20 protein-coding genes are annotated in these 24617 nt (G+C 48.5%); 5 read left to right on the forward strand and 15 right to left on the reverse strand.

The genetic code is table 11. The annotated features are described in order from the left end of the window. Window positions 1-188 precede the first annotated feature (188 nt). Both N7386_RS18375 and N7386_RS18380 read left to right on the forward strand, forming a co-directional pair. Complete coding sequence (locus N7386_RS18375) at window positions 189-440, forward strand: DUF2999 family protein (protein ID WP_279770245.1); 252 nt, start codon at window positions 189-191, stop codon at window positions 438-440. A 169-nt stretch (window positions 441-609) separates the two neighbouring features. Beyond that, window positions 610-1143 (forward strand): hypothetical protein, encoded by a 534-nt coding sequence (locus N7386_RS18380; RefSeq protein WP_279770247.1) that lies wholly within the window; start codon window positions 610-612, stop codon window positions 1141-1143. 187 nt (window positions 1144-1330) lie between these two features. On the opposite strand, the gene N7386_RS18385 is transcribed toward N7386_RS18380, so the two are convergent. The 10 genes from N7386_RS18385 to N7386_RS18430 form a co-directional block, all read right to left on the reverse strand. Then, the gene (locus N7386_RS18385) at window positions 1331-1735 is read right to left on the reverse strand and encodes a carboxymuconolactone decarboxylase family protein (RefSeq protein WP_089066927.1); all 405 of its coding nucleotides are present in this window, start codon (window positions 1733-1735) and stop codon (window positions 1331-1333) included. Between the two features lie 188 nt (window positions 1736-1923). After that, the gene (locus tag N7386_RS18390; protein WP_279770250.1) at window positions 1924-2907 is read right to left on the reverse strand and encodes an HAD family hydrolase; all 984 of its coding nucleotides are present in this window, start codon (window positions 2905-2907) and stop codon (window positions 1924-1926) included. A gap of 34 nt (window positions 2908-2941) precedes the next feature. Continuing rightward, entirely contained in the window at window positions 2942-4366 is a 1425-nt protein-coding gene (locus N7386_RS18395) for a hypothetical protein (protein ID WP_279770251.1), read from the reverse strand. Beyond that, window positions 4363-6084: a VWA domain-containing protein gene (locus tag N7386_RS18400; protein ID WP_279770252.1), complete on the reverse strand. Its 1722-nt coding sequence runs from the start codon at window positions 6082-6084 to the stop codon at window positions 4363-4365. The genes N7386_RS18395 and N7386_RS18400 overlap by 4 nt, the downstream gene beginning before the upstream one ends. Further along, a complete protein-coding gene (locus tag N7386_RS18405; protein ID WP_279770253.1) occupies window positions 6077-7084 on the reverse strand; it encodes a VWA domain-containing protein in 1008 nt (335 codons plus the stop codon). Before N7386_RS18405 ends, N7386_RS18400 begins: the two co-directional genes overlap by 8 nt. Then, window positions 7071-7589 (reverse strand): DUF4381 domain-containing protein, encoded by a 519-nt coding sequence (locus N7386_RS18410; protein ID WP_089066922.1) that lies wholly within the window; start codon window positions 7587-7589, stop codon window positions 7071-7073. Before N7386_RS18410 ends, N7386_RS18405 begins: the two co-directional genes overlap by 14 nt. Beyond that, complete coding sequence (locus N7386_RS18415) at window positions 7586-8578, reverse strand: DUF58 domain-containing protein (RefSeq protein WP_279770256.1); 993 nt, start codon at window positions 8576-8578, stop codon at window positions 7586-7588. The genes N7386_RS18410 and N7386_RS18415 overlap by 4 nt, the downstream gene beginning before the upstream one ends. Before the next feature lie 5 nt (window positions 8579-8583). Then, window positions 8584-9585 carry a MoxR family ATPase gene (locus N7386_RS18420; RefSeq protein WP_279770257.1) on the reverse strand — a complete coding sequence of 334 codons (1002 nt, stop codon included), beginning with the start codon at window positions 9583-9585 and terminating at the stop codon, window positions 8584-8586. Further along, a complete protein-coding gene (locus tag N7386_RS18425) occupies window positions 9569-10876 on the reverse strand; it encodes an anaerobic sulfatase maturase (protein ID WP_011624122.1) in 1308 nt (435 codons plus the stop codon). The genes N7386_RS18420 and N7386_RS18425 overlap by 17 nt, the downstream gene beginning before the upstream one ends. A 68-nt stretch (window positions 10877-10944) precedes the next feature. Beyond that, entirely contained in the window at window positions 10945-12426 is a 1482-nt protein-coding gene (locus N7386_RS18430; protein WP_279770261.1) for an arylsulfatase, read from the reverse strand. Window positions 12427-12615: 189 nt separating this feature from the next. Here N7386_RS18430 and N7386_RS18435 point away from each other — a divergent pair, with 189 nt between their 5' ends. Then, window positions 12616-13461, forward strand: a complete 846-nt coding sequence (locus N7386_RS18435) for a LysR family transcriptional regulator (RefSeq protein WP_279770263.1) — start codon at window positions 12616-12618, stop codon at window positions 13459-13461. Window positions 13462-13623: 162 nt separating this feature from the next. On the opposite strand, the gene N7386_RS18440 is transcribed toward N7386_RS18435, so the two are convergent. The 4 genes from N7386_RS18440 to N7386_RS18455 all read right to left on the reverse strand — a co-directional run bounded on the left by N7386_RS18440 (window position 13624) and on the right by N7386_RS18455 (window position 20635). Beyond that, entirely contained in the window at window positions 13624-17271 is a 3648-nt protein-coding gene (locus N7386_RS18440; RefSeq protein ID WP_279770265.1) for an Ig-like domain-containing protein, read from the reverse strand. Continuing rightward, a complete protein-coding gene (locus N7386_RS18445; protein WP_279770267.1) occupies window positions 17268-17864 on the reverse strand; it encodes a hypothetical protein in 597 nt (198 codons plus the stop codon). Before N7386_RS18445 ends, N7386_RS18440 begins: the two co-directional genes overlap by 4 nt. A gap of 785 nt (window positions 17865-18649) precedes the next feature. Then, window positions 18650-20287, reverse strand: a complete 1638-nt coding sequence (groL, locus tag N7386_RS18450; RefSeq protein ID WP_089066912.1) for a chaperonin GroEL — start codon at window positions 20285-20287, stop codon at window positions 18650-18652. A 57-nt stretch (window positions 20288-20344) separates the two neighbouring features. Continuing rightward, window positions 20345-20635, reverse strand: a complete 291-nt coding sequence (locus tag N7386_RS18455) for a co-chaperone GroES (protein ID WP_011071021.1) — start codon at window positions 20633-20635, stop codon at window positions 20345-20347. Window positions 20636-20861: 226 nt separating this feature from the next. Between N7386_RS18455 and N7386_RS18460 the strand changes: the two genes are divergently transcribed. Next, entirely contained in the window at window positions 20862-22220 is a 1359-nt protein-coding gene (locus N7386_RS18460; RefSeq protein WP_279770270.1) for an MATE family efflux transporter, read from the forward strand. 188 nt (window positions 22221-22408) lie between these two features. On the opposite strand, the gene N7386_RS18465 is transcribed toward N7386_RS18460, so the two are convergent. Beyond that, a complete protein-coding gene (locus tag N7386_RS18465; RefSeq protein ID WP_086902161.1) occupies window positions 22409-23404 on the reverse strand; it encodes a LysR family transcriptional regulator in 996 nt (331 codons plus the stop codon). Window positions 23405-23533: 129 nt separating this feature from the next. On the opposite strand from N7386_RS18465, the gene N7386_RS18470 reads away from it, so the two are divergent. After that, on the forward strand, window positions 23534-24616 hold the full coding sequence (locus N7386_RS18470; protein WP_086902162.1) for an efflux RND transporter periplasmic adaptor subunit: 1083 nt from the start codon (window positions 23534-23536) through the stop codon (window positions 24614-24616). The last annotated feature ends 1 nt before the right edge of the window (window position 24617 follow it).

Consider the following 24617-nt stretch of genomic DNA (forward strand, 5'->3'; position numbering starts at 1 on the left):
GATTGGAATCGCCAAAATAGATTAACGATTGTTAATTTATGAAAGGATTATCAAAATACCGGCTTAGGGCAATCCATGCGGTATCAGGTTTACAGCAAATAAGCCGTGACGTTACGGCCGTACCACCACTTAGGCGTAACTGTGATAAAATGGCCGCCGTTTTCTGTTAACTTCGACAAGGTATTGCAATGAATCCCATTATTGCCATCTTAAAAGAACACAATGTCACTGATGCAAAAATTAACAAGCTTTTTCAAGCATTAACCGATAATCCTCTCATGGCGATGGGCATTATTGGTCAGCTTGGGATCCCGCCCGAAAAACTGCAGCAACTGATGGCGTTGGTAATGCAAAATCCTGCGTTAATCAAAGAAGCCGTACTCGAGCTAGGTCTCGATTTCGCTAAGGTTGAAGCCGCCAAGGCACAGCTACAAAAGTAATATCGCCCTGCCCACTGGCTTAAAAAGGTAAAGCGACATTCGCTTTACCTTTATCTCCTATCCCACGCTGTTACATAAAGATATAAAAACCTTATCGCCCCTCGCGGACAATCTTTGCTAGAGTGTTGTGACATGCCATAGTGGTTAAAAGTGACAACGAGGAAGCAAGATGCGCCCACATACTCCCCTATTAGCACTACTATTGCCCGTATTGTTGCTCGGTTGCCAAGAGCAGACTCAGGCGCAAAATCCGCCGAATGTGAACAAACCCGCCGCGCAAAGCTCTGTCAAAACGGACACGGCACAAACAAGTGCAGCTCAAACTGACACGCCCCCAAAAGTGACCACCGAAGAAAAAACGGTCACTGTGGATAAGCGCGACACTCCGCAGCTTCACACGTCGACTGATAAAGGTTTTATCAAGCCAAGTATTTCACCCCAAGGAGAAGGCGTAATGCTGCAAGGCACTGTGAGGTATATGAATTTAGAAGGTGGATTCTGGGGCATTATCGCCGACAACGGCCAAAAAATATTGCCTAAAAACCTGCCGCAGGATTACCGCAAAGACGGGCTGCGCTTGAGCTTCACCGCGCAGGAAATCACTGGCATGATGACGATTCAGCAGTGGGGCACACTCTCGAGTTTAAGTGACATCACGGTTATCGGCCAAGTCGAGAGTCAATCGGCGGATCCACGACTCTAACAAGCGTTGGCCTGAGTATGAGCCGCAAGCTTCGGGCAAAGACTCAGGCCACACTTATTGAACATCGAACATTGAACATCGAGCGAATAGTATCCCCTCGTTCTGGCAAGGTATCCTAAGTACGCACACATCAGGTGATGGTTCGACACCTGATGACTCAAAGGATACAAGCCACAGGGGGCAAACATTAAGACTGCCCCGACACCTTGGCCTGCTCAGCCTGCCACTCTTCAATCACTTCTTTTGCCGCCCTAAAGGCCTCAATGCCCGATGGCATGCCGCAATACATAGTTGAATGTAAAAGCACTTCTTGGATTTCTTCCACTGTGCAACCGTTACGCAACGCGCCGCGCACATGGCCTTTTAACTCGGTCGATGCCTTTAACGCGGCAAGCGTCGCTATGGTCACGAGGCTGCGAGTTTGCCGAGAAAGCCCCTCACGCACCCAAACCTCGCCCCAGCAGTTCGCTGTCACCAACTCCTGTAATGGACGCGTAAAATCCGTGGCACTGCTCAAGGCCTTATCGACAAAACTATCGCCCATCACGGCGCGGCGCACTTCCAGCCCCTTCTCGTATTGTTCATCATTCATTTATTCAATCCCTGTGTTATCCAATCTCAGTTAGCCTACTCTAGGGAAGATAGCGTGCTCGCGCCATACTCCTTAGGTGGATGCTAGGGCGCAAAAATAACAATGGGCTTATCCCGATTGGATAAACCCATTCACGACGAACTGTTTTCAGAAGATGAGGTTAAGAGCCCATCAGACAATCAGAAGCCTTAGGGATAAATACGCTTCCAATCGGCTTTCATATCGACCATGGGCCAGCCTTTGGCCGTTGCCTCATCTAAGCCTTTGTTTAACTGACCGATATGAGAGTCACGATCATATTTCCACTCACGCTTATCATCGGTATGGTGGATATACATAGGTAAGCGTAGGCCGTCACCCGCCGCGGTCCATTGCAACATGGCCAAGTCGCCATCCGAATTACCAAAAGCGGCTATGGGTCTGCGGCCTATACGTTCATATATTTCCTGCACTTTCATTTCTTTATCGTCGTTCACTAAGAAATTTGGCATGCGTTTTAATGTCGGCTTACCGTCAACCAAGCTGAACTCGGTCTCAAAGGTGCTGCCCACCACTTGCTCAGGGGGAATATGGTAAACGCCTTCCACCCAAGCCCGCATAAAACCCGTGCCGCCACCGGAAACGATAAAGGTCTTAAAGCCATTAGCACGCAGGTAATCCAGCAGCTCTAACATAGGTTGGAACACCATTTCGGTGTACTTTTTCCCTGTGGTGGGGTGCTTGGCCGTGGCAATCCAATCCTTCACTATGGCATCGAACTCATCGGTGCTCATTCCGGAATGGGTCGCATAAATCACTTTCACTAAGTCTTCGGTATGCAGCTTGCTCACATCGCCCTTAAGCACGCTGGCGAAGGGTTCCTCGGTTTTCCATTCGGGATGGCTTGGGGCTAGGGTTTTGAGGCGGTCGAGGGCAAACAACACTTGAAAATACATGGGCTGTTCAGACCATAGGGTGCCGTCGTTGTCGAAGGTCGCGATCCGCTCGGCTTCTGGCACAAAATATTGGGAGTTCTTATCCGTCACTTGCTGCACAAACTGTGTAATGGCCGCCTTGGCCTTACCATCGTTCCAAGATGCCAAAGGGTCACTCTGGGCCGCGTAAGCTTGCCCCACCAGCAACATACTAACGAGTAACAACATCCAATTGCGGTATAGTCGTATGATTCTCACAGGGTATCTCCTTATTACTATCTGTAATGTCCCTCTATGACTCAGAGGCTTTGGGTTCGGATAACACTTTTCCAGCGGCTACTTTTTCGGTTAGTAAGGGTTGTTTCTCTAATGCGACGAGGGCCTTAGGTAAAGCTAACCCCATTCGGACTTGCTTAATGCGCTTCCAGAGATAGATAAAATCCGCCCGACGAGTCGAATGGGTTTGTAACCTCAGGGCAGCAGCCTGCCAATCGGGCTCAGTGGATGCCGCTGTCATCGCCAGTAATTGTTTGCGCCGACGTAAGCGTCGGTACAAGAGTGCTCGACAGGTTTGCCACTCACCGCGGCGCAGAGCGCGGTAAAACACTAACCACACAGGAATAGGATGGGTTTGGTAATACGCTTTCACCCAGCGTATCAATAACCCCAATATCGCCGCGCTTAACAGCAGGGTGAACAGTGTCCATGCGTGGTACTTCAACCAAGAACTCAGGGTATGCTTGACCTTAATACTCTTCCCTTCCAACACTATCTGCTCCAACTGACCGCTTTGGGTGTTCCACCACCAGAGTCGATACTCGGGCCAGCTCACATCGCCGCCATGTTGCAACACGTAGGTTTGGCTATCGATTCGGCTCGACACATAACCTTCACGGCTTTGTTTATCCACCAGCTCGGGAGAACTGGGATACAGCTTCCAATCGGGAGAAGCTTGCGCCGGCATAAGATTGGGCAGCAACACAGATAGGGAATCATTGGCCTCAATATTAATGGTGCGCACTAGGCTATCCCCCACCTTGAGCACCTCAGCCTCATTTGGGCTCCACTCCTGCTGCACTTTGACGTCCGATGCCGCAAACCAAGCCTTTGTGCTGGCAAGCTCGGCACTGGGCAGAGCCACCCGAAATCCCATCGCAGGGGTTGTAAGCGTGACAGCTTGTTTGTCGCCATTGACGCCAGCCACCTGAGTAATGACTGTGGCTTCTGGCACGCTAAAATCACCGCTGGTTTGTGGATAGAGGGCGATTTCCCAGCGCTGCCGCGACCAAGTCTGGCCGTCTTCCTGCTCGGTATAGTTAACGGCAAAGGTATTGCGTTGCTTCACTAACACATTGGGGATTTCAATGCCCTTTATCTGAGTGCCCGAGGTAAACCAGCGGTTGGTCGACACCTCAATCTGCAACAATATCTGCTCCGTCGGCGCCCATAGCTTTTCAGTTCCATCGGGGGTTGCATCCGGTTTTTCACCCAACCACGCCTTCACTTTGACCGCGGTGGCGGGCTCGGTTGGTAGGGCATCGCCCGCCTGCGCATGGGTTGCGAGCAACAAACCATTCAGTATCAAAGTGATGAACATCAACGCGATGACTCTTATGGCCATCAATCTCGCACCGCCGATGACTGGCTTTATCGGCACTCGCACTCTGCTGCCAGATAGCGTTTTGTCGCTGCTCAGTTCACTGATTGCATGACTCATGGCTGCAATCCTCCCTTGGCGTTATCAGTGCTCTGCTCGCCCTTAGGTTGCAGATTTTGCAGCTGAAACTTCGCCCGCAAAAATTGTTCGGGATTAGCCTCGACTCGCTTAAGCCAGACTTCGGCCAATTTAGGATCGCCTAACATCTGCTCCGCCGTCAGGTTTTGCGACTGCATTTTATCCTGTGAGGTTTGTTCATCGGCGCCTTCGGCGGTCTGCGGCTGATCGTCCGGCAATTCGATAGAGGTTTCCTGATCGCCCATACTGTTGGCTTGGGAGGCGCTCGCTTGATTGATTTCATCGATAAGCCCTTGGATAACCTTAAGATTATGCTCGATATCGGCTTTGAGCTCGGGAGTAATATCCTGCTTTTTCGCCAGCGTCCTCAATAGCTTACGCGCCGCGATATATTCCCGCTGCCGAGCTAATGCGCTGGCGGCGTAATAGGCGCCAAGATCGGTTTGTACCTGCATAAAGGCCGAGTGGGCGAGCTTATACTCGCCGCCATAGTAGTAGGCGATGCCCTTGTTGAGCACCGAATGGTAAGCCGCTGCCGCCTTGGCAAATTCGCCCCTATTAAACCAGAGTGCGCCTTGTTGATCCGGCGTTAGCCACAGATCCAACCACCATTGCCAACTCCGCTCGGCAAAGCTGACTTGTGTCACTTGGGGCTCAGTGGCCGCCTTAGAAACGGTGATTTCGGCATAGGCCTGTTGCGGCGCAATACTCGGTAGCGTTAACGCTAACACTAGGCTCCACTTCACCAACCAGCCCCGGCGAAACCACAGCAAACTGAGCAAGGCTAAGGGCCAGAGCAACCAATAGCCCTCATCTAACCAAGGCATGCTGGAGTCATTATTTAGCATGCTAAAGCGCTCAATTTTGCGCTCAAGTGCCTGAATATCCGCATCATCGATTGTCATGCGGTACAGACTGCCGCCCGTGCTATCGGCCAAGTTGGCAAGGGAATCAACATCCACTGGCACCTGCGATTGAACATCGGGATCGCCGATCGCCAAGATCAGCAATTGATAGGGAGGATTCTCAAACTGCTCAGTAAAATACCGCTCAAACGCATCGATAGTGAGTTGGTCAACGCCGTCGGTGAGCAGTAAGACACTGTTGCCCGCATTCGCGGGTAATTGCTCAGCGAGCTGACTCAGTGCGGTTTGCGCCGCCTTGCCCGATAACGGCATCACCTCAGGGCTGATCGCCTCAAGGTAAGGCTGCAGCACCTTAGCGTCGCTGGTAACGGGCATAGCCACATGGGCGCTGCCCGCAAACACCATCAACCCCGTCTTACCGCCGCTTCGCGCCGCGATTAAATCCAAGATCTTATGTTTAGCGCGACTGAGTCTATCCGGCGCCACGTCTTGCTGTTTCATGCTCTCACTGCTGTCGAGCAACACCATCAGCGCGGCATCGTCCTCGCCGAAGGGCGACGCTTCGCGCTCCCAGGTCGGTCCCGCACAGATAATCACCGCCAATAACAGCAATAACATTAAGATTTTCAAAGGTAATTGACTGCGCCAACCGCCTTGATTCAGCGTGAGCGCACTGCGCAAATGGTTGGGAAAAAATACCAACCGCTGCTGCACATCATCCCGGCGCCAACGCAGCATCAGCACAATGGCGAGTGGAATGAGGGTCAATAACCAGAGTGGCCGAATAAAATGAAACTGCGCCAACATTTGCAGTTCTAAATGCCAATCACTCATTGGCCACCTCGGTGCGGCTGAACATTTGCCGCAGCGTCATCCAACTGAAAATCAACAAGTGTAAGGCGAGTACAATGGCAATCAGATAGTAATGCAGGGTAATTTTCGGGCGGAAACTGGCGCTGCTGTATTGCTGCGGCTCTAGCTTATCGATCAGCTGATACGCCTTATCCAATTCCGCTTGGTCGATAGCAATAAAGGCGCGCGCCTGAGTGAGCTGCGACACCCTTTGAACCACCTCCATATCCATTGGCTGCTCGCCCACATGGGTTGGATCGCCCATAGCGATAGTGTAAATCTTGATGCCTCTCGCGGCGGCAATCTTGGCGGCATCCACGGGTTCGACAAAGCTGCCAGTATCGTTACCATCGGTCAGCACTATCATCACCTGCTGCTCCGATGGCTGCGGATTTTGCTCGAACACTTTAATGCCAAGACCAATCGCATCGCCAAGATGGGTGCTCTGCCCCGCCATCCCCGTTTGCGCTTCCTCTAGCAAGCTTAACCACACCTGCTGATCGGCGGTAAATGGCGTTTGGATAAAGGCGGCATCCCCAAACAAGATCAGCCCAAACCGGTCGCCACTGCGTTTGGCGATAAATGTTTTTAAGACGTTTTTCGCCGCGTTTAAGCGGGTTAAGGTACTGCCATCGGCGGTGGTAAAATCCGCCTCATCCATCGAGCCAGACAAGTCCACTAACATGAGGACGTCCCGCCCGAAGGCTTCGCGGGTTTGCACTTCACCTAGGATACTGGGTTTAGCCAATGCGGTGACAATCAACAGCCAAGAGAGGATCAGCATGCCCCGCTGCCAATGTTTCGGGCTGAGCAGGCCAGCGGCAACTTTGGGAGTCTCGTTCAATGCCCGAAGGATTTCGGTAAAGAACGGCACTTTGATTGCGTCTTCGCGGCTACGGTACGCGGGCACAAACCAGTACACCAGCACGGGCAGCGGCAACAGGATAAACGCCCAAGGATAAGCAAACTCAAGCTGATCCATGGCGAGCCTCCGGCAATTGATGCCCGCTTAACCACTGGCTTAGCCCTTGGCGCACAGCGCTAAAATCGGGGCGAGCGGCATTAGGATCTTCAAGGCATTTTAGCCACTGCTGAAACGATTCGTCGTTCGCGAGGTGAGCCTTCGTATGGTAACGCCCCATCTGCTCGAGCAAGGGAGCACCGTAGAGGGAGGCATTTTTCGGCTCTAAGTAGACCATCACGATTTTAATAATCTTCATCATCTGCGTCGGCCAATGCGGATCCTCCGCCGACAGACTCAGCAAGGCCGTTATCGCCTCCTGGCGGTAACGGTTTCGCCACCAGAAAATCCCCTTGAGATACAGGCGATAACCCAGATACAGCAGCAATACCAGCAGCAATATTTGCCAGCCCAGAGTCTGTGGCCACCAGCTCACAGGATCGGGCTGAGCCACGTCTTTTAACTCCCTCAGCATGTAGCTGCTGGGAGGAGACTGAGTTGCACCAAACAGTAAGATTGCCGTCATTGGATATCACTCAGGGTACGAGCCAGTTGCAGCAGATGATCGCCTTGAGTGCCGATTTCAATAAAGGGCATACGCTGCATTGCCATCAGATTTTTGAGTTGGGTTTGTTTCTCAAGATATTGTTTTTGCAGCGCCTTATTCACCTCGGCCGTTTGTTGTCCCTTCTGTAATGCCAACTGATATTGGCCATCACCCACCACCCAAGTGCTGCTAACACTATCCTCGGGCACATGGGTTTCCATCGGATCAGAGATAAAAATACACAGCACATCATTATGCTGCTGCAGGTACTTTAACTGTTTGAGGGATTGGTTATCGGCATCGGCAAAGTCGCTGACAATCACTAGCGTTGCGGCTTTGAGGCTGCGCTGACTTAAGATTTGCATCCACTGGGCGAAACTTACCCGTTTGCTATCTCGGCTCGCCGCGCTCAGAGAATGATTGGCTTGGATAAGCCTATCTAATCCCATTAAAAAATGCGCCGTACCACGCTTTGCCGAGCACCAATGCAGCTGCTGAGTCGCGGATATCAACAGCCCAACCCTGTCATTATTGGCCAGCGCGAGCCAGCCCATTAAGGCCGCAATTTCGGCTGCCACGACGGATTTCATATGGCTCACCGAGCCAAAATACATGGAGCTACGTTGGTCGACGCAGAGGATCACTTGGCGATCTTTCTCTTCGGTGTAACTGCGCACATGGGGCTTACCCGTGCGCTGGGTAACCTTCCAATCCATTTGGCGAATATCATCACCCAGTTGATAGTGGCGCAGCTCCTCAAAGTTCAGCCCGCGTCCCCGCTGGTGCGATTGATAACGGCCAGAAAGGTGCGCCCGAGAGTATCGCAGGCTAAGCAGTTTGATTTGCGTCGTCTGACCCTGCAATCGCACCAGCTGCGGTAAACTGGCATAGATACGGGGATCCTCTTGCTTAGCAGAGGATAGGGACGACTGAGATCGAGAGGATGCGGCCAGAGATGCGAGCGCCATAGCCGTTATCCAATACTGACCACATCGAGCAGTTCATGCACCAGATCGCGCTGATTGACCCCATCCGCTAATGCCTCGTAGGAGAGGCTCAACCTATGGCCCAACACTAAAATCGCCACCTCACGCACATCGTCCACCAGCACATGGTCGCGGCCATTGAGCCAAGCCAAGGCACGGGCACATTTGTCCAACGCAATCGATGCCCGAGGGCTGGCGCCAATCATCAGCCAACTGGCTAACTTAGACTGGGGATATTGCTCGGGCTGGCGCGTCGCCATCACTAAATCGATAATGTAGTTCTCCACCATATCCGATAGCGTCACGGCCGCAATTTGCTGCCGCGCCTTGAGAATACTGGTGGGATCTATGGTGATGGTTTGCGGTTTTTCGGCGCTAAACACGCCGTTTTCCTCACTGCGGACGAGGCGCACTATGTCACGCTCGGCTTCTTTTGTAGGGTATTCCACCGAAGCTTTGATCAGAAAACGGTCCATCTGCGCTTCGGGCAGCGGATAGGTGCCTTCCTGCTCGATGGGGTTTTGCGTCGCCAGCACCATAAAGAGTTCGGGCAGCACATGGGTTTGCCCCGCCACGGTAATAGTGCCTTCGGCCATGGCCTCTAACAGCGCCGCCTGCACCTTGGCGGGGGCACGGTTAATTTCATCGGCCAGCACGATTTGGTTGAACACTGGCCCCGGCTGAAACCTGAGTGTCGATTTACCCTCAGCCTCGTGAAGCACCTCAGTGCCCGTCACATCGGAGGGCAAGAGATCCGGTGTAAACTGGATCCGGCCAAAGGAAATCGCCAAGGCATTGGCCAAGGCTTTAACCGAGCGGGTTTTTGCCGTTCCGGGCAAACCTTCGAGCAGCACATGGCCGCTACACAGTAGGCCCAAAGTCAGACTGCGGATCACTGTGCGTTGCCCTACGACTTGAGATTCAACCTGTTCAATTAAGGCGAGAATATCCCCGTGGGCACGCGTTTGTGTGTTAGCCATTGGTTCCATGTGGTTGTCCTAGCAATACGGCCAATCCCGTCAGAATTGGCAACGAATAATCGAAAAATGCTTTAATCCCTGGACACAGATAATTGAGCCCTTCCTCCCCATCTGGGGTTTTCAGCAGGCGATTTTTAGGGCATTCGCCCCAACAGAGTTTGAGATAAGGGCAGTCTTTACAGTATTGGGGTAACGAGTCGCGCTTCGCCATACCAAAGGTTAATTGCCGAGTTGAGAACGCCATTTCATTTAAGGGACGCTCTCGCACATTGGCAATCTTATATTCGGGGTAAACATAATGGTCACAGCTAAAGACATCGCCATTATGTTCAATGGCTAAGCCCTTACCGCAAAATTCAGCGGTAATACAAAGCTGCGCCGGTTTACCCATCACTTGGGCAACCGCCGTCTCAAACAGGTTCACCAGCACTCGGCCAAGATCGTTGTTGATCCACTCTTCAAAGGTGACGATAAGGAACTTGCCCCAGTCATCGGCATCGACTGACCAATCCGTCACCACCGACATAGGATGCCCAGGCTTTGCCAGCTCGCTGCCAACCGTGGGTACCATGCTGCTGTTCCAAAACTGTGGTGCCGTGGTTTTAAAATCGCTAGGTTCGACCACAGGGTTAAACTGGATATAGGTCGCGCCCAACTCTTTGGTGACAAAGCGATAAACTTCGAGCGGGTACTTTACGTTGTGGCGGTTAACCGTCACTAAAGCATTAAAACGCACCTTGTATTGTTTGAGTTTTTCGACCGCAGCCATCACTAAATGAAAGGTTGGCTTGCCGCTGCGGGTCACACGATATTTGTTATGGAGTTCTTCGGGACCGTCGATGGATAAACCCACGAGGAAATTATGTTCGGCAAGAAACTGGCACCACTCATCGTTTAATAGAATGCCGTTGGTTTGCAGATCGTTTTCAATTTTAACGCCCACGGGCTGATATTTTTTCTGTAGCTGAACGACCTTGCGATAGTAGTCCACGCCTAACAGGGTCGGCTCGCCACCCTGCCATGAGAATACGATTTCGTCGCCATCTTGGCTTTCGATATAACCTTTAATAAAGGCTTCAAGGGTTGCATCATCCATCTCTGGTTGCTTAGGCTGATGCAATAAGCCTTCTTTGTGCAGATAAAAACAGTATTGGCAATCGATGTTACATTTCGCCCCACCGGGTTTAGCCATCACGTGGAAACGACGTTGGTAATCGGGATGCTCTCCAAGTGCTTTTGCAGCTGATTTTAACGGTACAACATCGAGTATCGTTGATGCTCGCATTGAAGTTTTCGCCATGCAGACTTCCTTGTATTGGCTGACGTTCACATGAACGTCAGCCAATTTCTATTTAAAAAACAGCTTGTTTATCTAGGAACAAACGTACCAGCTTCCATCCGCGGTGGGAACTCTTTAAAGCTTTCCATCACTTCAGCAACTTTAGCCATGGCAGGGCCTAACAAGAATGCACGTTCGTACATCCAAGTGTTGTAACCCATACCTTTGTCACCCTTCTCGAATGGATCGACACTGAGGTCGAAAATCAAAGGTACACGCAGCTTAGTGAATGGATATTGCCAAACCGCAAAGCCCGTTTCATGTTCTTGGATCATGAAGTGGAACTTGAATTGGTTGTAACGCAATGCCAATAAGTCACCGTCGTCACTCCAGTAGACGAACTCTTTACGAGCTGACTCTTGGGTCTTATCGGTGAAGTAAGGCAGTTGGTTGTAACCATCGAGGTGCACTTTGTAGGTTTGTTTACCGACCTTTTTACCCTTGAGTAATTCTTTCTCAACCCCTTCACCGCCCGCTGCGGCGACTAAGGTTGGGAAAAAGTCTTCCAAAGAGACCATACCGTTTTTAGTGGTTCCAGGCTTGATGTGTCCAGGCCATTTGATCATGCCAGGCACACGGAATGCCCCTTCCCAACCAGTGTTTTTCTCACTGCGGAAGGGCGTCATACCCGCATCAGGCCACATGTCGACCATTGGACCGTTATCCGAAGTGTAGATGATGATAGTGTTATCATCTACACCCAGATCTTTGATCTTTTTCAGTAATTTACCCACCTCATCGTCGTGCTGCTTCATACCATCGGCATAGAATCCGGCACCGGTTTTACCGGCATAGGAGTCAGGCACGTGGGTATAGTTGTGCATACGCGTGGTGTTAAACCAAGTGAAGAAGGGTTTGTCCGCCTTAACTTGCTTCTCGATAAAGGTTTCGGCCGCATCGAGGAACTCGCCATCGACGGTTTCCATACGCTTACGGGTTAGTGGACCTGTATCTTCGATTTTGCCATCGGCATAAGAATGGATGACGCCGCGTGGGCCAAACTTCTTACGGAAGGCGGGATCTTTAGGATAATCGACGTTTTCAGGCTCTTCTTCGGCATTGAGGTGGTACAAGTTACCAAAGAATTCGTCGAAACCATGGTTAGTCGGCAAATGCTCGTCGCGGTCGCCTAAGTGGTTTTTACCAAATTGACCCGTTGCATAACCTAAATTTTTTAACATAGTTGCAATGGTGGGATCTTTTTCGCTAATCCCTTCGGGGGCGCCTGGCATACCGACTTTAGATAGACCTGTGCGCTTAGGCATCTGGCCAGTAATAAAGGCACTACGACCCGCGGTAGAACTCTGCTGAGCATAAAAGTTAGTAAACTTAGTTCCTTCTGCGGCAATACTGTCAATATTGGGCGTGCTATATGCCAACATTCCATTGTTGTAGGTACTTAAGTTCCAGTAACCCACATCATCACCAAAAATTACCAGAATATTTGGTTTATCTGCAGCATAGGCTGTCACTGACGCGGCGCCCAAAGCAAGTGTGCAGGCATTTAGCACAAACTTATTTGAGCGCGTTTTTTTCCTGTACTCATAAAGACTCCATTTTTACGGTTGGGGGTGATCTCATCTCTCACAAAAAATAAACATCCCACTCAGGCTAGACCTAATTTGTACAAGAAACAATCATCAAAATGTTTTAAGATACATAAATCAAATTTATGAATTGAAGATTATGGGTTTAAATTTATGGATTTAAATTTAGTGCGCACCTTTTTAGTCGTGGCCGAATGCCAGTCCTACACTAAAGCCGCTGAACATTTACAATTAACGCAACCCGCAATCAGCGCCGCAATTAAACGCTTAGAAAATCGCTATGGCGAAAACCTTTTTATCAAGCAAGGTCGAGGAATCGAACTCTCCAGTAAAGGGCAACAATTGATCCCCGCATTTCGCCAAGCCCTTAGCATCATCGAAAATGCGATGAATATGCGAAAGCAGTTTAATGTTTACTGTAATGAGTCGCTGATAAACACCTTATTCCCCATTGATAACATTAATTTGCAAGAATCCCCGCCGGAGAAAAACCAGCTGTTTGAACACCTACGCCAAGAGAAAACCGACATTATTGTCGATAGTATGTTGACCCGAGACAGTGCATTTCTGGTGGAGGAAATTCTCTTAGAGCCCTTAGTGGTGATTTGCCGAAAAGACCATCCACGGATTAAGCAAAGCATCACAAAAGACGCCTTTTATCGTGAAGAGCATGTGTTTTACAGCGGCACGTGGGAAAAGATCCGCGGCTTCGAACTCTTTGCCAACGAACCCATTGAAGAACGCAAAATGGCATTAATCTGTCATTCGATTGCCAGCATTGCCTTGAATATTTCTCAGAGTGATTCAATTGCCGTTATCGCTCGCTCCTTTGCCGAGCAATGGGCAGCAAAATTAAATCTGCAAATATTAACTTGCCCCATTAATACCGATTTAATTCCCTATCATTTGGTGTATCACAAACGACAAATTAAAAATCCCCTGCATAAAAAAATCAGAGAAGAAATAAAAGCCAAGATAAAAGCTTTATATCAGCAATAGTGAATAAATGACTGTTAATCATAGGTACCAAAATTTCGATTACGCCTCAGACACCTTCTGACTGACCTTTATATTGAAACAGAAGCCCGAACCCCAAAATCAAATTTCAAGCAATAAAAAAGCAAGCGGTTAAGCTTGCTTTTGGCGGCATACTAATACGTGTTATTTAACACGACGACGCATGAATGCGAATGGGGCGAGTAGTAATGCAAACCACGACAAGCTACCACCTGATGAACCTTCTTTTTCGGGTTCAACAGGCGCTTGGCCTTCGCCATTAATAGTTACCGTTACAGAGGCTGTTATTTCTGCATCCCCATCCGAGATAGTGTAAGTAAAAGTCTCGGTTGCGGATTGCCCCTGATATAAGTGACCAAACTGTCCATTAGGGCTGTAAGTCACTGTGCCATCATTGTTATTGGTAACTTTACCCTTTAACGCGCCAACATTGATTGCTGTGATAGTAAGCGTATCCCCATCAGCATCAGTGTCATTTGCAAGTAAGGCAATTTGTATGTTCCCTGACTTAGTCGTTACTGCAGTGTCAGCAACAGCAACAGGTGCTTCATTAATACCCACAACACTAATGGTCACTTCCGTCGTGCTTGTTGCACCAATTTCATCGGTGATAGTGTAACTAAATACTTCGTTGGCTGTTTCACCTTTTGCCAAGCCGTTAAACTGACCATTAGGATCATAGACAAACGTACCATCGCCATTATCTGTCAGTTTACCTTTCAAACTAGCTTGTTTAGCTGTGAGGGTAAAAGTATGACCGTCAGCATCAGTATCATTGGTTAATGGGGAGATGGTAACAGTTGCATTCTCATTCACACTGACAGCATCAGCCATCGCTGTGGGTGGTGTATTAATTTTGATGGTGATATCAACGGTTGATTCTGCAAAGCCACCTTTATTGTCGGTAATGATATAGCCAAAACTGTCTAATACAGTTGAACCGGGTGTTTCATTTGCAAAAGCACTACCTGAGTCATAGTTGATAACATTACCTGAAATCGCAACAGCTCCCTTAGTTGCTCCCGTCGTCACGCTCTCGATAACAACAGTATCGCCATCAGCATCGGTATCATTGGCCAATGGTGAAATAGTCACTTTTTGGCCAGACCAAATAGTCACTGTATCTGAATTAGCCACTGGCGCATTATTTGGTGGAACGTCAGTGTTTAACGGTTCACCCGCACTGACTTGATATCCTCCCGTAGCCGCAGTGTCATCTTCATGGCTAACAACAACATATAGAGTCGATTCCAATTCAGACTTCGCTAACTTTGAGAACACATAATTTGTCGCGGATGGATTTGTTGCTAGGGTGACATTATCCACTATTGCCGTAGACGCGTCTGATTTGTACACAGTTAACTTAGGCTTCATACCTAAGCTAGCATCAGTCACGCGCACCACGAGATCTTTACTCATATCAATGTTTTCTAAGACATAGAAATCAAGGTCACCAGCACGGTCAATCACTCCATTGATGCCAGCATTCGTCGTCTCGAGTTTTATTGCAGTATGATGACTGTCATCACTGTCATAATAGGGCACGTCGCTAACAACTAATGAAGTTTTCGCAATACGTACAAAGTTCTCTGTGATGGTTGGTAGCGCTTCTTGGACTGGCTCTGAGCCGTCCAATGTTGGTGTAAATAAGCCTGTGGCGGTATATCTCGCCTTGCTATCCTTGTTATCAACATTCACTTCGACTTGGTAAATACCATTCTGATTGTATGGCGCAACTGCTGAGTAAATACCGTCACCAGCGACCGCATCACCTCCTTGCCCATTATCAAACATTTCCAGATTTGTCGTGTTGCCCATCGGATCCTTGATGGTCGCCAGAACGTTAGCACCAGTGATCAGTTTATCCTTGGTTAACGCCGTCGTTAAAATCATCGGACTTGGATAAGTAACTGCATTACCTGCAAAACCTTCAACTGATACGGTATAACTCCCCGCAAGACTAGGTTCTGCACTCACATTGACTGTCGCGTCCAGTGAACGATTGACATTTGTATTACTCAACTCAAGTTGCCATTCACCATGACCGAGCGAAGCAATAACGCTATTAGGCACATTGACATTACAAGACTGTCCGCCTGATACCGTCACGCACTCAAACGACACACCAGCTACATGATTGCCTGAGGCGTCTTTTAGCATGAGTTGTAGGTCTGAGGCATTACCTTTATGGTTTACGAAAATGTTCACATTATCTAAACCAGAATCGATATGAATCCCCTGAGTAGCGCTCGCATTATTTGCCACATTAACCGTTGATGACACTAAGTTTTGATTATCAGTGGCGATGGCATTTGCTTGTAAAAACGCATCGATAATTTCCGCAAGTGTCGTAGGTGAAGAAAAGTATTTCCCACCCGTTGCATTCGCCATAGTCACTAAAGGACCTGTAGGCGAAGCTGAACCATAACCAAAACTAAAGATAGGCACATTCGCATTTTGATAGGCAGTGATGACTGAAGCTTCTGTTTTGATGGAGTCATTGTCGTCACCATCAGCGAGTACGAAAACAACACCGGGAGCACCACTAGCAGCAGCGGTTTGGTAAGTCATTAAATTATCAAGAGCAAGGGAGCTACCATCGAATAGTGCAGTTGAACCGCTGGCATAGATATTATCAATTGCGGCTTTCAGAGCTTGTTTAATACCAGTATCCGGCTTAGGAATTTGTTGCACAGCAAAATCTTGCTTCACGCTTGAGCGACTGGAGAAGGTCACCAATCCCATCGCAGTACTACCTTCTGCGGTAGCATCTACAAGTGTTTTCGCCGCTTGAATTGCGTTATTAATCGGCGAACCATACATGCTACCCGATCTGTCCATCACGATCTGCATATCGATATCACCTTCCACCCACACAAACTTCAGCTGATCACGACAGCTAGACTGAGCTGCAGGTAACTCAGTTTTGACTGGGTTGCTAGCATCGGGTGCATTATTCGCTAACGTGGTGTATCGAGTGCGAGTGGGCTGGGCTGTTTTGCGACCAGATTTAGGGTCATCTTTCACATCCTGAGTGAGTACTTCCCAAGCGCTCTTTCCATAGACTCGCCCCTGTGCGGTACGGTTAACATCACCAATATTGTTGGCGGTCGAATGATTCAACCATTTCATATCACCGTTTCTCGCTTGCCATTGATTACTCATAATGGAATCAGTGGCAATATCTGTGCTGAGCGTTGCATTTGCCGCCCCAGAAACAGCATTACCTTTATATTCATCATATACACCGTAGGCATAGTGTCCCCACTCATGCGCTAAGGTATAGCCAGCTCCGAGGGGATCGGTGAGCATGTTGTGGTCTTTACCTTGTCCCGCCCCATTAGGGAACACATCACCAAACCAAATATGCATACCATTGGCGCCAAAACCCGCTGTATTGGCACGCGGCCATTCACGGTCGCCCCAAATAATATCCGACTTAGATCTATGCTTATTTTCTCTGAAGATACTTATTTTTCCGAGCTTATGCTCACCATTGGATTGCTCACATACCCCATCTGCAAAATAACCTAAAATCTCTTCGTAAGCCTTCTGCTCATTACCTTTGGGATTATTGTGCAAAGATACAGTAATATCGAAAACAGCATTCGATGAATCAGAACTCATTGCTGAAACAGCTTGCATATGATTAGCAGAAACAATGGATTTTTCTTGCTGTTCAGTAACAGTGTTTACACGTGATAACCAGCTGTTTGCAGCCATAGCAGAACTGGATGTTAAAGCGAATACTACACAGATTGCGACCTTGCTTAGTTTATTTTCCTGTATCACTTCATATCTCCTTTAGAAAGTAATAGTAGTTGGAAGGTGTATTTACCCTCTTTCACAACGAGTGTTCCGTTCTTCGTTAACCGTGTTGAAATTGCAGGGTATAAAGACGAAAATTCAGCTATAGGTATTAGCTGAAAAATATACTGAATGAGTTTTCCCTCAGGTAATTCAAGATCTGCGGCAATATCATTTGGAATATGTAAAACAATAATGCTGGGTTCAATATCTTGTTCAGAAAGGACAGCATCATATGAATAGGGGTATGCTTTCGGGTCAATTTCACAGTACTGCAACTGCTCGCTAAACCAATACTTATAAGCATGACCAAAACGTGTCACGTCTTCAGTGAGAATCTTGTCTGCACAAAGATTTGCGGGCATATTTCCAGTCACAATCTTATGTGACAAAAGCTTCATATTGGAATCAAATACAATGACTTCGATTTCACTCTCACTGAGCTCACGAATAATCTGAGTCGTGTATTGACGCTGAATATCCAAAGATGAGTTAAATCTATAGATGGCTTTTGCTTGCACTGCACCACAAAATACAGACAGCACCATAACCAAAAGAAGGGTAATCTTTCGTATCATCCGTGAATACTTACTCGTCCTAAAAATCTACACTCAATGCTAACAAAAAATAAAAAACTTTTGTATGTTTTTTAGCATATTCATAAAAAGTAAAAGCTGTTTGCATTTATAGAATTTGACCGCAATTAATTTTGATAACTAAATAAAGCTATTTTCGAATAAGCACGAAGCCCTGCATGTAACTTCGCTAGTGGCGTCTTGGCTAATGTGAAAACAATAGGCAAGAAGGATAGGACGAGCAGTCCTCCTTGGTCGACTCTTGATAAATAATCAGGGGTGAAGCCCCACGACTTTGATTTAACTCTTCTCCCCGCTTCGGATGCAAAAAACCAATCTAAACCGTTGCACCAGATATAGCATTTTTGCACCAATGACCTTCTAAAACATGAATGTTTTAGAAGAGCCTACAGGGAGACTCTTGTTTAAACATCAGTACGGCGTGTCACTGGTGTAACAGTGCAAGAGCCTGCGGCAGACAATTAGGGAATATTGAACTTAGCCGCGCTGCTGCAAGCCATTAGCAACACAAATACAAAAAGAAATTATCAGGCACTCTGGCGCAGTCAGCACCAAAAAACAAAACCCCGATACTGTTGCCAGTATCGGGGTTTTCATTTCTTTTATCACTATTTGGGTTTTAAGCGATTAAGCTAAAGACGCCGATGTTTTTGCTAATCTAGCGCAGGAAAAATCGTTTTAGAGCAAGGCTTTTTGTTGCGACGTGTAGTGTTTTTCTACACGAGTAACAAAGTAACGCAGCTATAAACGATTTTAACCAGCTAGGATCACATCATGCCGCCCATTCCGCCCATACCACCCATACCGCCCATATCTGGCGCATCAGCTTTTGGCAGTTCAGCTACCATTGCTTCGGTGGTGATCATCAGGCCTGCGATAGACGCTGCGAATTGCAGTGCGCTACGGGTCACTTTAGTTGGGTCAAGGATACCCATTTCTAACATGTCACCGTAGGTGTCGTTGCCCGCGTTGTAACCGTAGTTACCGCTGCCGTGTTTCACGTTGTTCGCCACAACAGATGCTTCTTCGCCTGCGTTGGTTGCGATTTGACGCAGTGGCGCTTCCATTGCACGCAGAGCGATAACAACACCGTGTTTTTGGTCTTCGTTAGCCACTTCAACGTCAGCAATCTTAGAAGCTACACGTACCAGAGCAACACCACCGCCTGGTACCACGCCTTCTTCAACCGCAGCACGAGTTGCGTGCAGCGCGTCTTCTACGCGAGCTTTTTTCTCTTTCATTTCAACTTCGGTCGCTGCACCGACTTTGATTACCGCAACACCGCCAGCTAATTTAGCCATACGCTCTTGCAGTTTTTCTTTGTCGTAGTCTGAAGTTGATTCTTCGATTTGTTGCTTGATTTGGCTTACGCGCGCTTCGATTTGCGCTTGTTCGCCGTTGCCATCGATGATGGTGGTGTTGTCTTTAGTGATCACAACACGCTTAGCAGTACCTAAATCTTCTAAGGTTGCTTTTTCAAGCTCTAAACCGATTTCTTCAGCGATTACAGTTCCGCCAGTTAAAATCGCTACGTCTTGCAGCATTGCCTTACGACGGTCACCAAAGCCTGGGGCTTTAACCGCAGCCACTTTTACGATACCGCGCATGTTGTTCACAACTAGCGTTGCTAAGGCTTCGCCTTCAACGTCTTCGGCAACGATCAGTAATGGCTTGCCGGTTTTTGCCAGACCTTCAAGGATTGGCAACAGTTCGCGAATGTTAGAGATTTTCTTGTCTACTAACAGTACGAATGGGTGATCTAATTCAACGCTGCCCGTTTCTGGTTTGTTGATGAAGTATGGAGACAGGTAGCCACGGTCGAACTGCATACCTTCTACTACGTCCAGTTCGTTTTCCAGTGCTTGACCTTCTTCAACGGTGATCACGCCTTCTTTACCGACTTTTTCCATTGCAGTCGCAATGATTTGGCCGATTGACTCGTCAGAGTTAGCAGAGATAGTACCTACTTGAGCGATAGCTTTTGAGTCGGCACAATCTTGAGAAAGGTTTTTCAGCTCGATAACGGCTGCAGCAACGGCTTTATCGATACCGCGCTTTAAGTCCATTGGGTTCATACCCGCTGCAACGGCTTTTAAGCCTTCAGTCACAATGGCTTGTGCCAGAACGGTTGCAGTTGTGGTACCGTCACCAGCGGCGTCGTTGGCTTTAGAAGCAACTTCTTTCACCATTTGCGCGCCCATGTTTTCGAATTTGTCTTCTAATTCGATTTCTTTTGCAACAGACACACCGTCTTTAGTGATCAGTGGTGAGCCAAAGCTCTTGTCTAATACCACGTTACGGCCTTTAGGGCCTAAGGTCACTTTCACTGCGTTAGCCAGAATGTTTACACCAGCCAGCATTTTTACGCGTGCGTCATTACCAAATACAACTTCTTTAGCTGCCATATTGAGTATCCTTTAAATTTTTGATGATTAATTGGAATGTCGAATTGATGTCGTGGATTAACCTACGATGGCCATCAGGTCAGCTTCTGACAGGATCAAGACTTCTTGACCGTCGATTTTTTCTTTCTTCACACCGTAACCTTCATTGAAGATCACTACATCACCTACTTTCACATCCAGTGGTCTTACAGTGCCATTTTCGAGAATACGGCCGTTGCCTACTGCCAGTACTTCTCCGCGAGTCGATTTTTCAGCGGCGCTACCAGTTAATACAATGCCACCCGCTGAAGTTGATTCAACTTCTAAACGCTTAACGATTACGCGGTCATGTAATGGACGAATATTCATCTATGAACTCTCCTAATGATTTAATGCCCAACAATCGAGGCGATTTTGTGATGAAAAAGAGGAAGCGTATTCGCCGTCCCCTTTGATGTCTGTGATATGGGGTTAGCCCCCGCCAGATCCAAGTGCCTTTACAAAAAAAAATTCATTTTTTTGATGTCAGTTTTTTCAAGCGAGCACAATCCTGTTAGAATTCCGCCTCCGCTCGCAAACAAGGCACCATTTCCCCATGCAAGACAGACACGGGCTGCTTAGCGCGCCAATTGGTCGTGTACTGCTCAACATGAGCCTCCCTAACTTGATTGGCATTATGACCATTCTGGGTTTTAGCCTCGCTGACACTTTTTTTATCAGCCAGTTAGGGACAGAAGCCTTAGCGGCGATCAGTTTTACCTTTCCGGTGACCTTGATTATTTCCAGCATTGCGATTGGGATTGGCGCTGGCGTATCGACCAACCTTGGCAGGCTGATTGGCTCGGGTAATGCCCCTCGTGCCAAAGTGTTTTTGCACGATGCACTGCTGCTGACCTTTATCCTGATCGCCAGTTTATCCGCCCTAGGTAGCATTTTTATTAAGCCACTATTTAGTTTGCTTGGTGCCAATGACACCAGTCTGCCGCTGATCCACGACTATATGGTGTATTGGTATGTGGGCGCGCCACTGTTGGTGTTATTGATGGTGGGGAATCAGGGATTACGCTCGACCGGAGATACCCGCTCCCCCGCGATGATTATGGCGCTGGCGGCGATCATCAACTTAATTCTCGATCCTTTATTAATCTTCGGTATCGGGCCGTTTCCGCGCTTAGAGATCCAAGGCGCGGCGATAGCGACGCTGTGTTCCTGGCTGGTCGCCTTGTCGCTCTCGGGTTATTTATTGATGATTAAGCGCAATATGTTGGAGTGGGCGGCATTTGATATAGATAGAATGCGCGCCAACTGGAGTAAGCTCGCCCATATCGCCCAGCCCGCGGCACTGATGAATTTAATCAACCCACTCGCCAATGCGGTGATTATGGCGATGCTTGCGCATATCGACCACAGCGCCGTCGCGGCCTTTGGTGCGGGCACGCGCTTAGAATCGGTGCTCTTGATTGTAGTGATGGCGCTTTCATCAAGCTTAATGCCATTTATCGCGCAAAATCTCGGTGCTGGGCAGCCGCAAAGGGCCAAACAGGCACTGCTGTTATCGCTGAAATTTATCTTAGTATTCCAAACTTTACTCTATATTCCGCTGGCGTTTTTGGCCCAGCCTATAGCCCATTTATTCAGCACCGATCCGCAGGTGTTAGAGTGGTTAAGCTTTTATATTCTGGTGCTGCCCTGCGCATACGGCCCCTTGGGCATAGTGATTATCTTTGCCACGGCGCTCAATGCGTACCATAGACCCATGAGCTCGTTAGTGATTAACCTGTGCCGCTTAGTGCTGCTGATGCTGCCGCTGGCGGCGCTGGGCTCCTATATCGATGGCGTGAAAGGCTTATTGCTGGCGCTGCCGATAACGAATCTCTTGATGGGGATTGCCTGTTACTATCTTGCGCAGCGTATTTGCGAGCCGACCAAGGTCACAACCGCCGACACTATCTAACTCTGCAAGATTTAGCGTAAAAGGCCGCAGCTAAGGTCGCGGCCGTTAAGGAAAGTTAAGGAAAACAGGCTAATATCAAGGCACAAACCGCGACTATTTGCTGCGTCGCTGGCGCTGGCTAAGTGGCCACACATACTGCACACACAGCTACAGTATTCTCGGCAACTTAACCATTGAGAGATACCTGATTACACTGCGTGTTTCAGGCGAAAACGGACATCATTCGGCGGGAACGGTTCTTCCGAGGGTTTGCAGGAGCGACGCCCCAAATTACCTTCGGCACTCATATTGGTCGGCACGCCCTCTGGCGCCAACTCTTGCATGATAAAGTCGATAAAGCGGCGACAGGCAAGACTAACATAACGTCTTGAAGGATAAGCCAAATAACATTCCCCGGGATGTGGGTCAATCTCGGGTAACAGGGTGACTAATTGGCCGTTAGACACATGCTCGACCACCACTTCGGTCGGGGCATACACTATGCCTCGGCCTTGTAGAGCAAACTCCACCGCCACTTCGACACTGTTAGAGCAGAAATTGCCTCTGACCCGCACTTCTTCTTCGGCACCAATCCATAACTCATTGAAGATTTTGCCGTTCGATAGCCTAAACAAGGCCACGTTATGGGACTCAATCTCCTGTGGCGTCCGCGGCGTACCGTGCTCGGCGAGGTATTGGGGACTGGCATAAAAGCGCAGATCTGTGGTGAAGATGGGGCGCACTACTAGGTCTAAGGTGTCCAATGCAGGCTCGACCACAAAGGCCACATCGAGGTTATTCTTCACCATATCCACGGATTCAGCGCTGTTGATCACTTCAACGGTCAACTTAGGGTGCAGATCCATAAAGCGGAAAATGGCGTGCATCAGTACATTCATGCTGTGGATAGGAAACATTTGAATGCGAAGATGGCCACTGATCTCAGCATCTTCGTTAGTCATCTCAAACAGGGTTTCGTCGAGCTGCGCCAAAATGTTTTGCGATCTATGGTAAAAATGGCTTCCCGCTGAGGTCAGCGTCATCGAGCGACTCTGGCGGTGGAATAGCTTGATATTCAGTTCATCTTCCAACGCCTGTAAACGGCGGCTCACGGTCGATTTAGGTAAGTTAAGCAAATCAGCAGCTTCGATCAAACTACCAGTTTCGGCTATGCGGTGAAATAACGCTAAGTCCTCTGTCTTCATTTTTAACTTAATTTCAATCTCATTATGTGGGACTCATAATCCCAAAGTATCCCGTTTATTGCAACAAATTTAGCTGTTATCTTCGCGTCCCTAAAATGCTGATAAATTGTTATCGAGGACTCCCTGACCATGAAATCATATCGACTGCTTCCCCTAGCGGCTTTATTGCCAGCCGTGCTCACAGCTTGCACTCCAGCGGAAAGCTCGGTACAGGCGAGTGCCATTCGTCCAGTAAAACTCTTTGAAGTTGAGCAACTCGAAGGGGGAAATTTAAGGACGTTTCCGGCGCGCGTCAGTGCTAATAGCCGCGCTGAATTATCCTTTAGAATTTCCGGCGAACTGACGGTTCTGGCATTAGTGGAAGGACAACAGATCCGTCAAGGTAGCCTGTTGGCTAAACTCGATGACAGGGATGCCTATAACAATTTAATGACCCGCGAAGCGGATCATGAGCTCTTAGAGGCGGATTTTCAGCGTAAAACCGAACTCCTCAAACGCAAATTAATCTCTCAAGCCGAGTTTGATAGCGCCCAAGCGCAACTTAAATCGGCCAAAGCCGCCTTAGCCGCCGCCCGTGACCAGTTAAGTTATACCAAGCTTATCGCTCCCTTTAGTGGCACTGTGGCCAAACGTTTAGTGGATAACCACCAAATTGTGCAGGCCAACCAAGGGATTTTAACGCTGCAAAACAACAGTTTGCTTGATGTCAGCATTCAAGTCCCCGAAGCGATGGCGGCGAGCCTAAACAACTATATTCAGCAGCAAAACTTTACCGCTAAGGTGCGTTTTAGCGCATTAGCAGACATGGAGTTTGATGCGAAATTCAAAGAATACTCGACCCAAGTGACCCCGGGTACTCAGGCCTATGAAGTGGTGTTTTCGTTACCGCAACCTAAAGATATTCAGTTACTTCCTGGCATGAGCGCCGAGTTAACCCTCGCCTTAGTAAAAACACCAGATCAAACCGCGTCGGCCATAGTGCCAGTCACCGCCATCGATAAACGCGACCAAGACGGCCAAGTTCAAGTGTGGGTGTATCAGTCTCAGTCGGGTGAAGTGAAACCCACAGCCGTCACCTTAGGGCGTGTCACTACTCAAGGCATCGAAGTCTTAGGCGGCATCAACAAGGGCGACTTGATTGTGAGTGCAGGAGTTTCCCAGTTATCCGACGGGATGAAAGTCAAACCACTACGCTGGCAGCGCGGAGTGTAAT

Origin of the sequence: Shewanella sp. GD04112 (assembly GCF_029835735.1) — a bacterium.
GTDB lineage: Bacteria > Pseudomonadota > Gammaproteobacteria > Enterobacterales > Shewanellaceae > Shewanella.

Excerpts from the sequence above, each read along its gene's own strand:
- N7386_RS18375 (WP_279770245.1), top strand. The coding sequence starts at position 189 with ATGAATCCCATTATTGCCATCTTAAAAGAACACAATGTCACTGATGCA.
- N7386_RS18380 (WP_279770247.1), top strand. The coding sequence starts at position 610 with ATGCGCCCACATACTCCCCTATTAGCACTACTATTGCCCGTATTGTTG.
- N7386_RS18385 (WP_089066927.1), bottom strand. The coding sequence starts at position 1,735 with ATGAATGATGAACAATACGAGAAGGGGCTGGAAGTGCGCCGCGCCGTG.
- N7386_RS18395 (WP_279770251.1), bottom strand. The coding sequence starts at position 4,366 with ATGAGTCATGCAATCAGTGAACTGAGCAGCGACAAAACGCTATCTGGC.
- N7386_RS18400 (WP_279770252.1), bottom strand. The coding sequence starts at position 6,084 with ATGAGTGATTGGCATTTAGAACTGCAAATGTTGGCGCAGTTTCATTTT.
- N7386_RS18405 (WP_279770253.1), bottom strand. The coding sequence starts at position 7,084 with ATGGATCAGCTTGAGTTTGCTTATCCTTGGGCGTTTATCCTGTTGCCG.
- N7386_RS18410 (WP_089066922.1), bottom strand. The coding sequence starts at position 7,589 with ATGACGGCAATCTTACTGTTTGGTGCAACTCAGTCTCCTCCCAGCAGC.
- N7386_RS18415 (WP_279770256.1), bottom strand. The coding sequence starts at position 8,578 with ATGGCGCTCGCATCTCTGGCCGCATCCTCTCGATCTCAGTCGTCCCTA.
- N7386_RS18420 (WP_279770257.1), bottom strand. The coding sequence starts at position 9,585 with ATGGAACCAATGGCTAACACACAAACGCGTGCCCACGGGGATATTCTC.
- N7386_RS18425 (WP_011624122.1), bottom strand. The coding sequence starts at position 10,876 with ATGGCGAAAACTTCAATGCGAGCATCAACGATACTCGATGTTGTACCG.
- N7386_RS18435 (WP_279770263.1), top strand. The coding sequence starts at position 12,616 with ATGGATTTAAATTTAGTGCGCACCTTTTTAGTCGTGGCCGAATGCCAG.
- N7386_RS18445 (WP_279770267.1), bottom strand. The coding sequence starts at position 17,864 with ATGATACGAAAGATTACCCTTCTTTTGGTTATGGTGCTGTCTGTATTT.
- groL (WP_089066912.1), bottom strand. The coding sequence starts at position 20,287 with ATGGCAGCTAAAGAAGTTGTATTTGGTAATGACGCACGCGTAAAAATG.
- N7386_RS18455 (WP_011071021.1), bottom strand. The coding sequence starts at position 20,635 with ATGAATATTCGTCCATTACATGACCGCGTAATCGTTAAGCGTTTAGAA.
- N7386_RS18460 (WP_279770270.1), top strand. The coding sequence starts at position 20,862 with ATGCAAGACAGACACGGGCTGCTTAGCGCGCCAATTGGTCGTGTACTG.
- N7386_RS18465 (WP_086902161.1), bottom strand. The coding sequence starts at position 23,404 with ATGAAGACAGAGGACTTAGCGTTATTTCACCGCATAGCCGAAACTGGT.
- N7386_RS18470 (WP_086902162.1), top strand. The coding sequence starts at position 23,534 with ATGAAATCATATCGACTGCTTCCCCTAGCGGCTTTATTGCCAGCCGTG.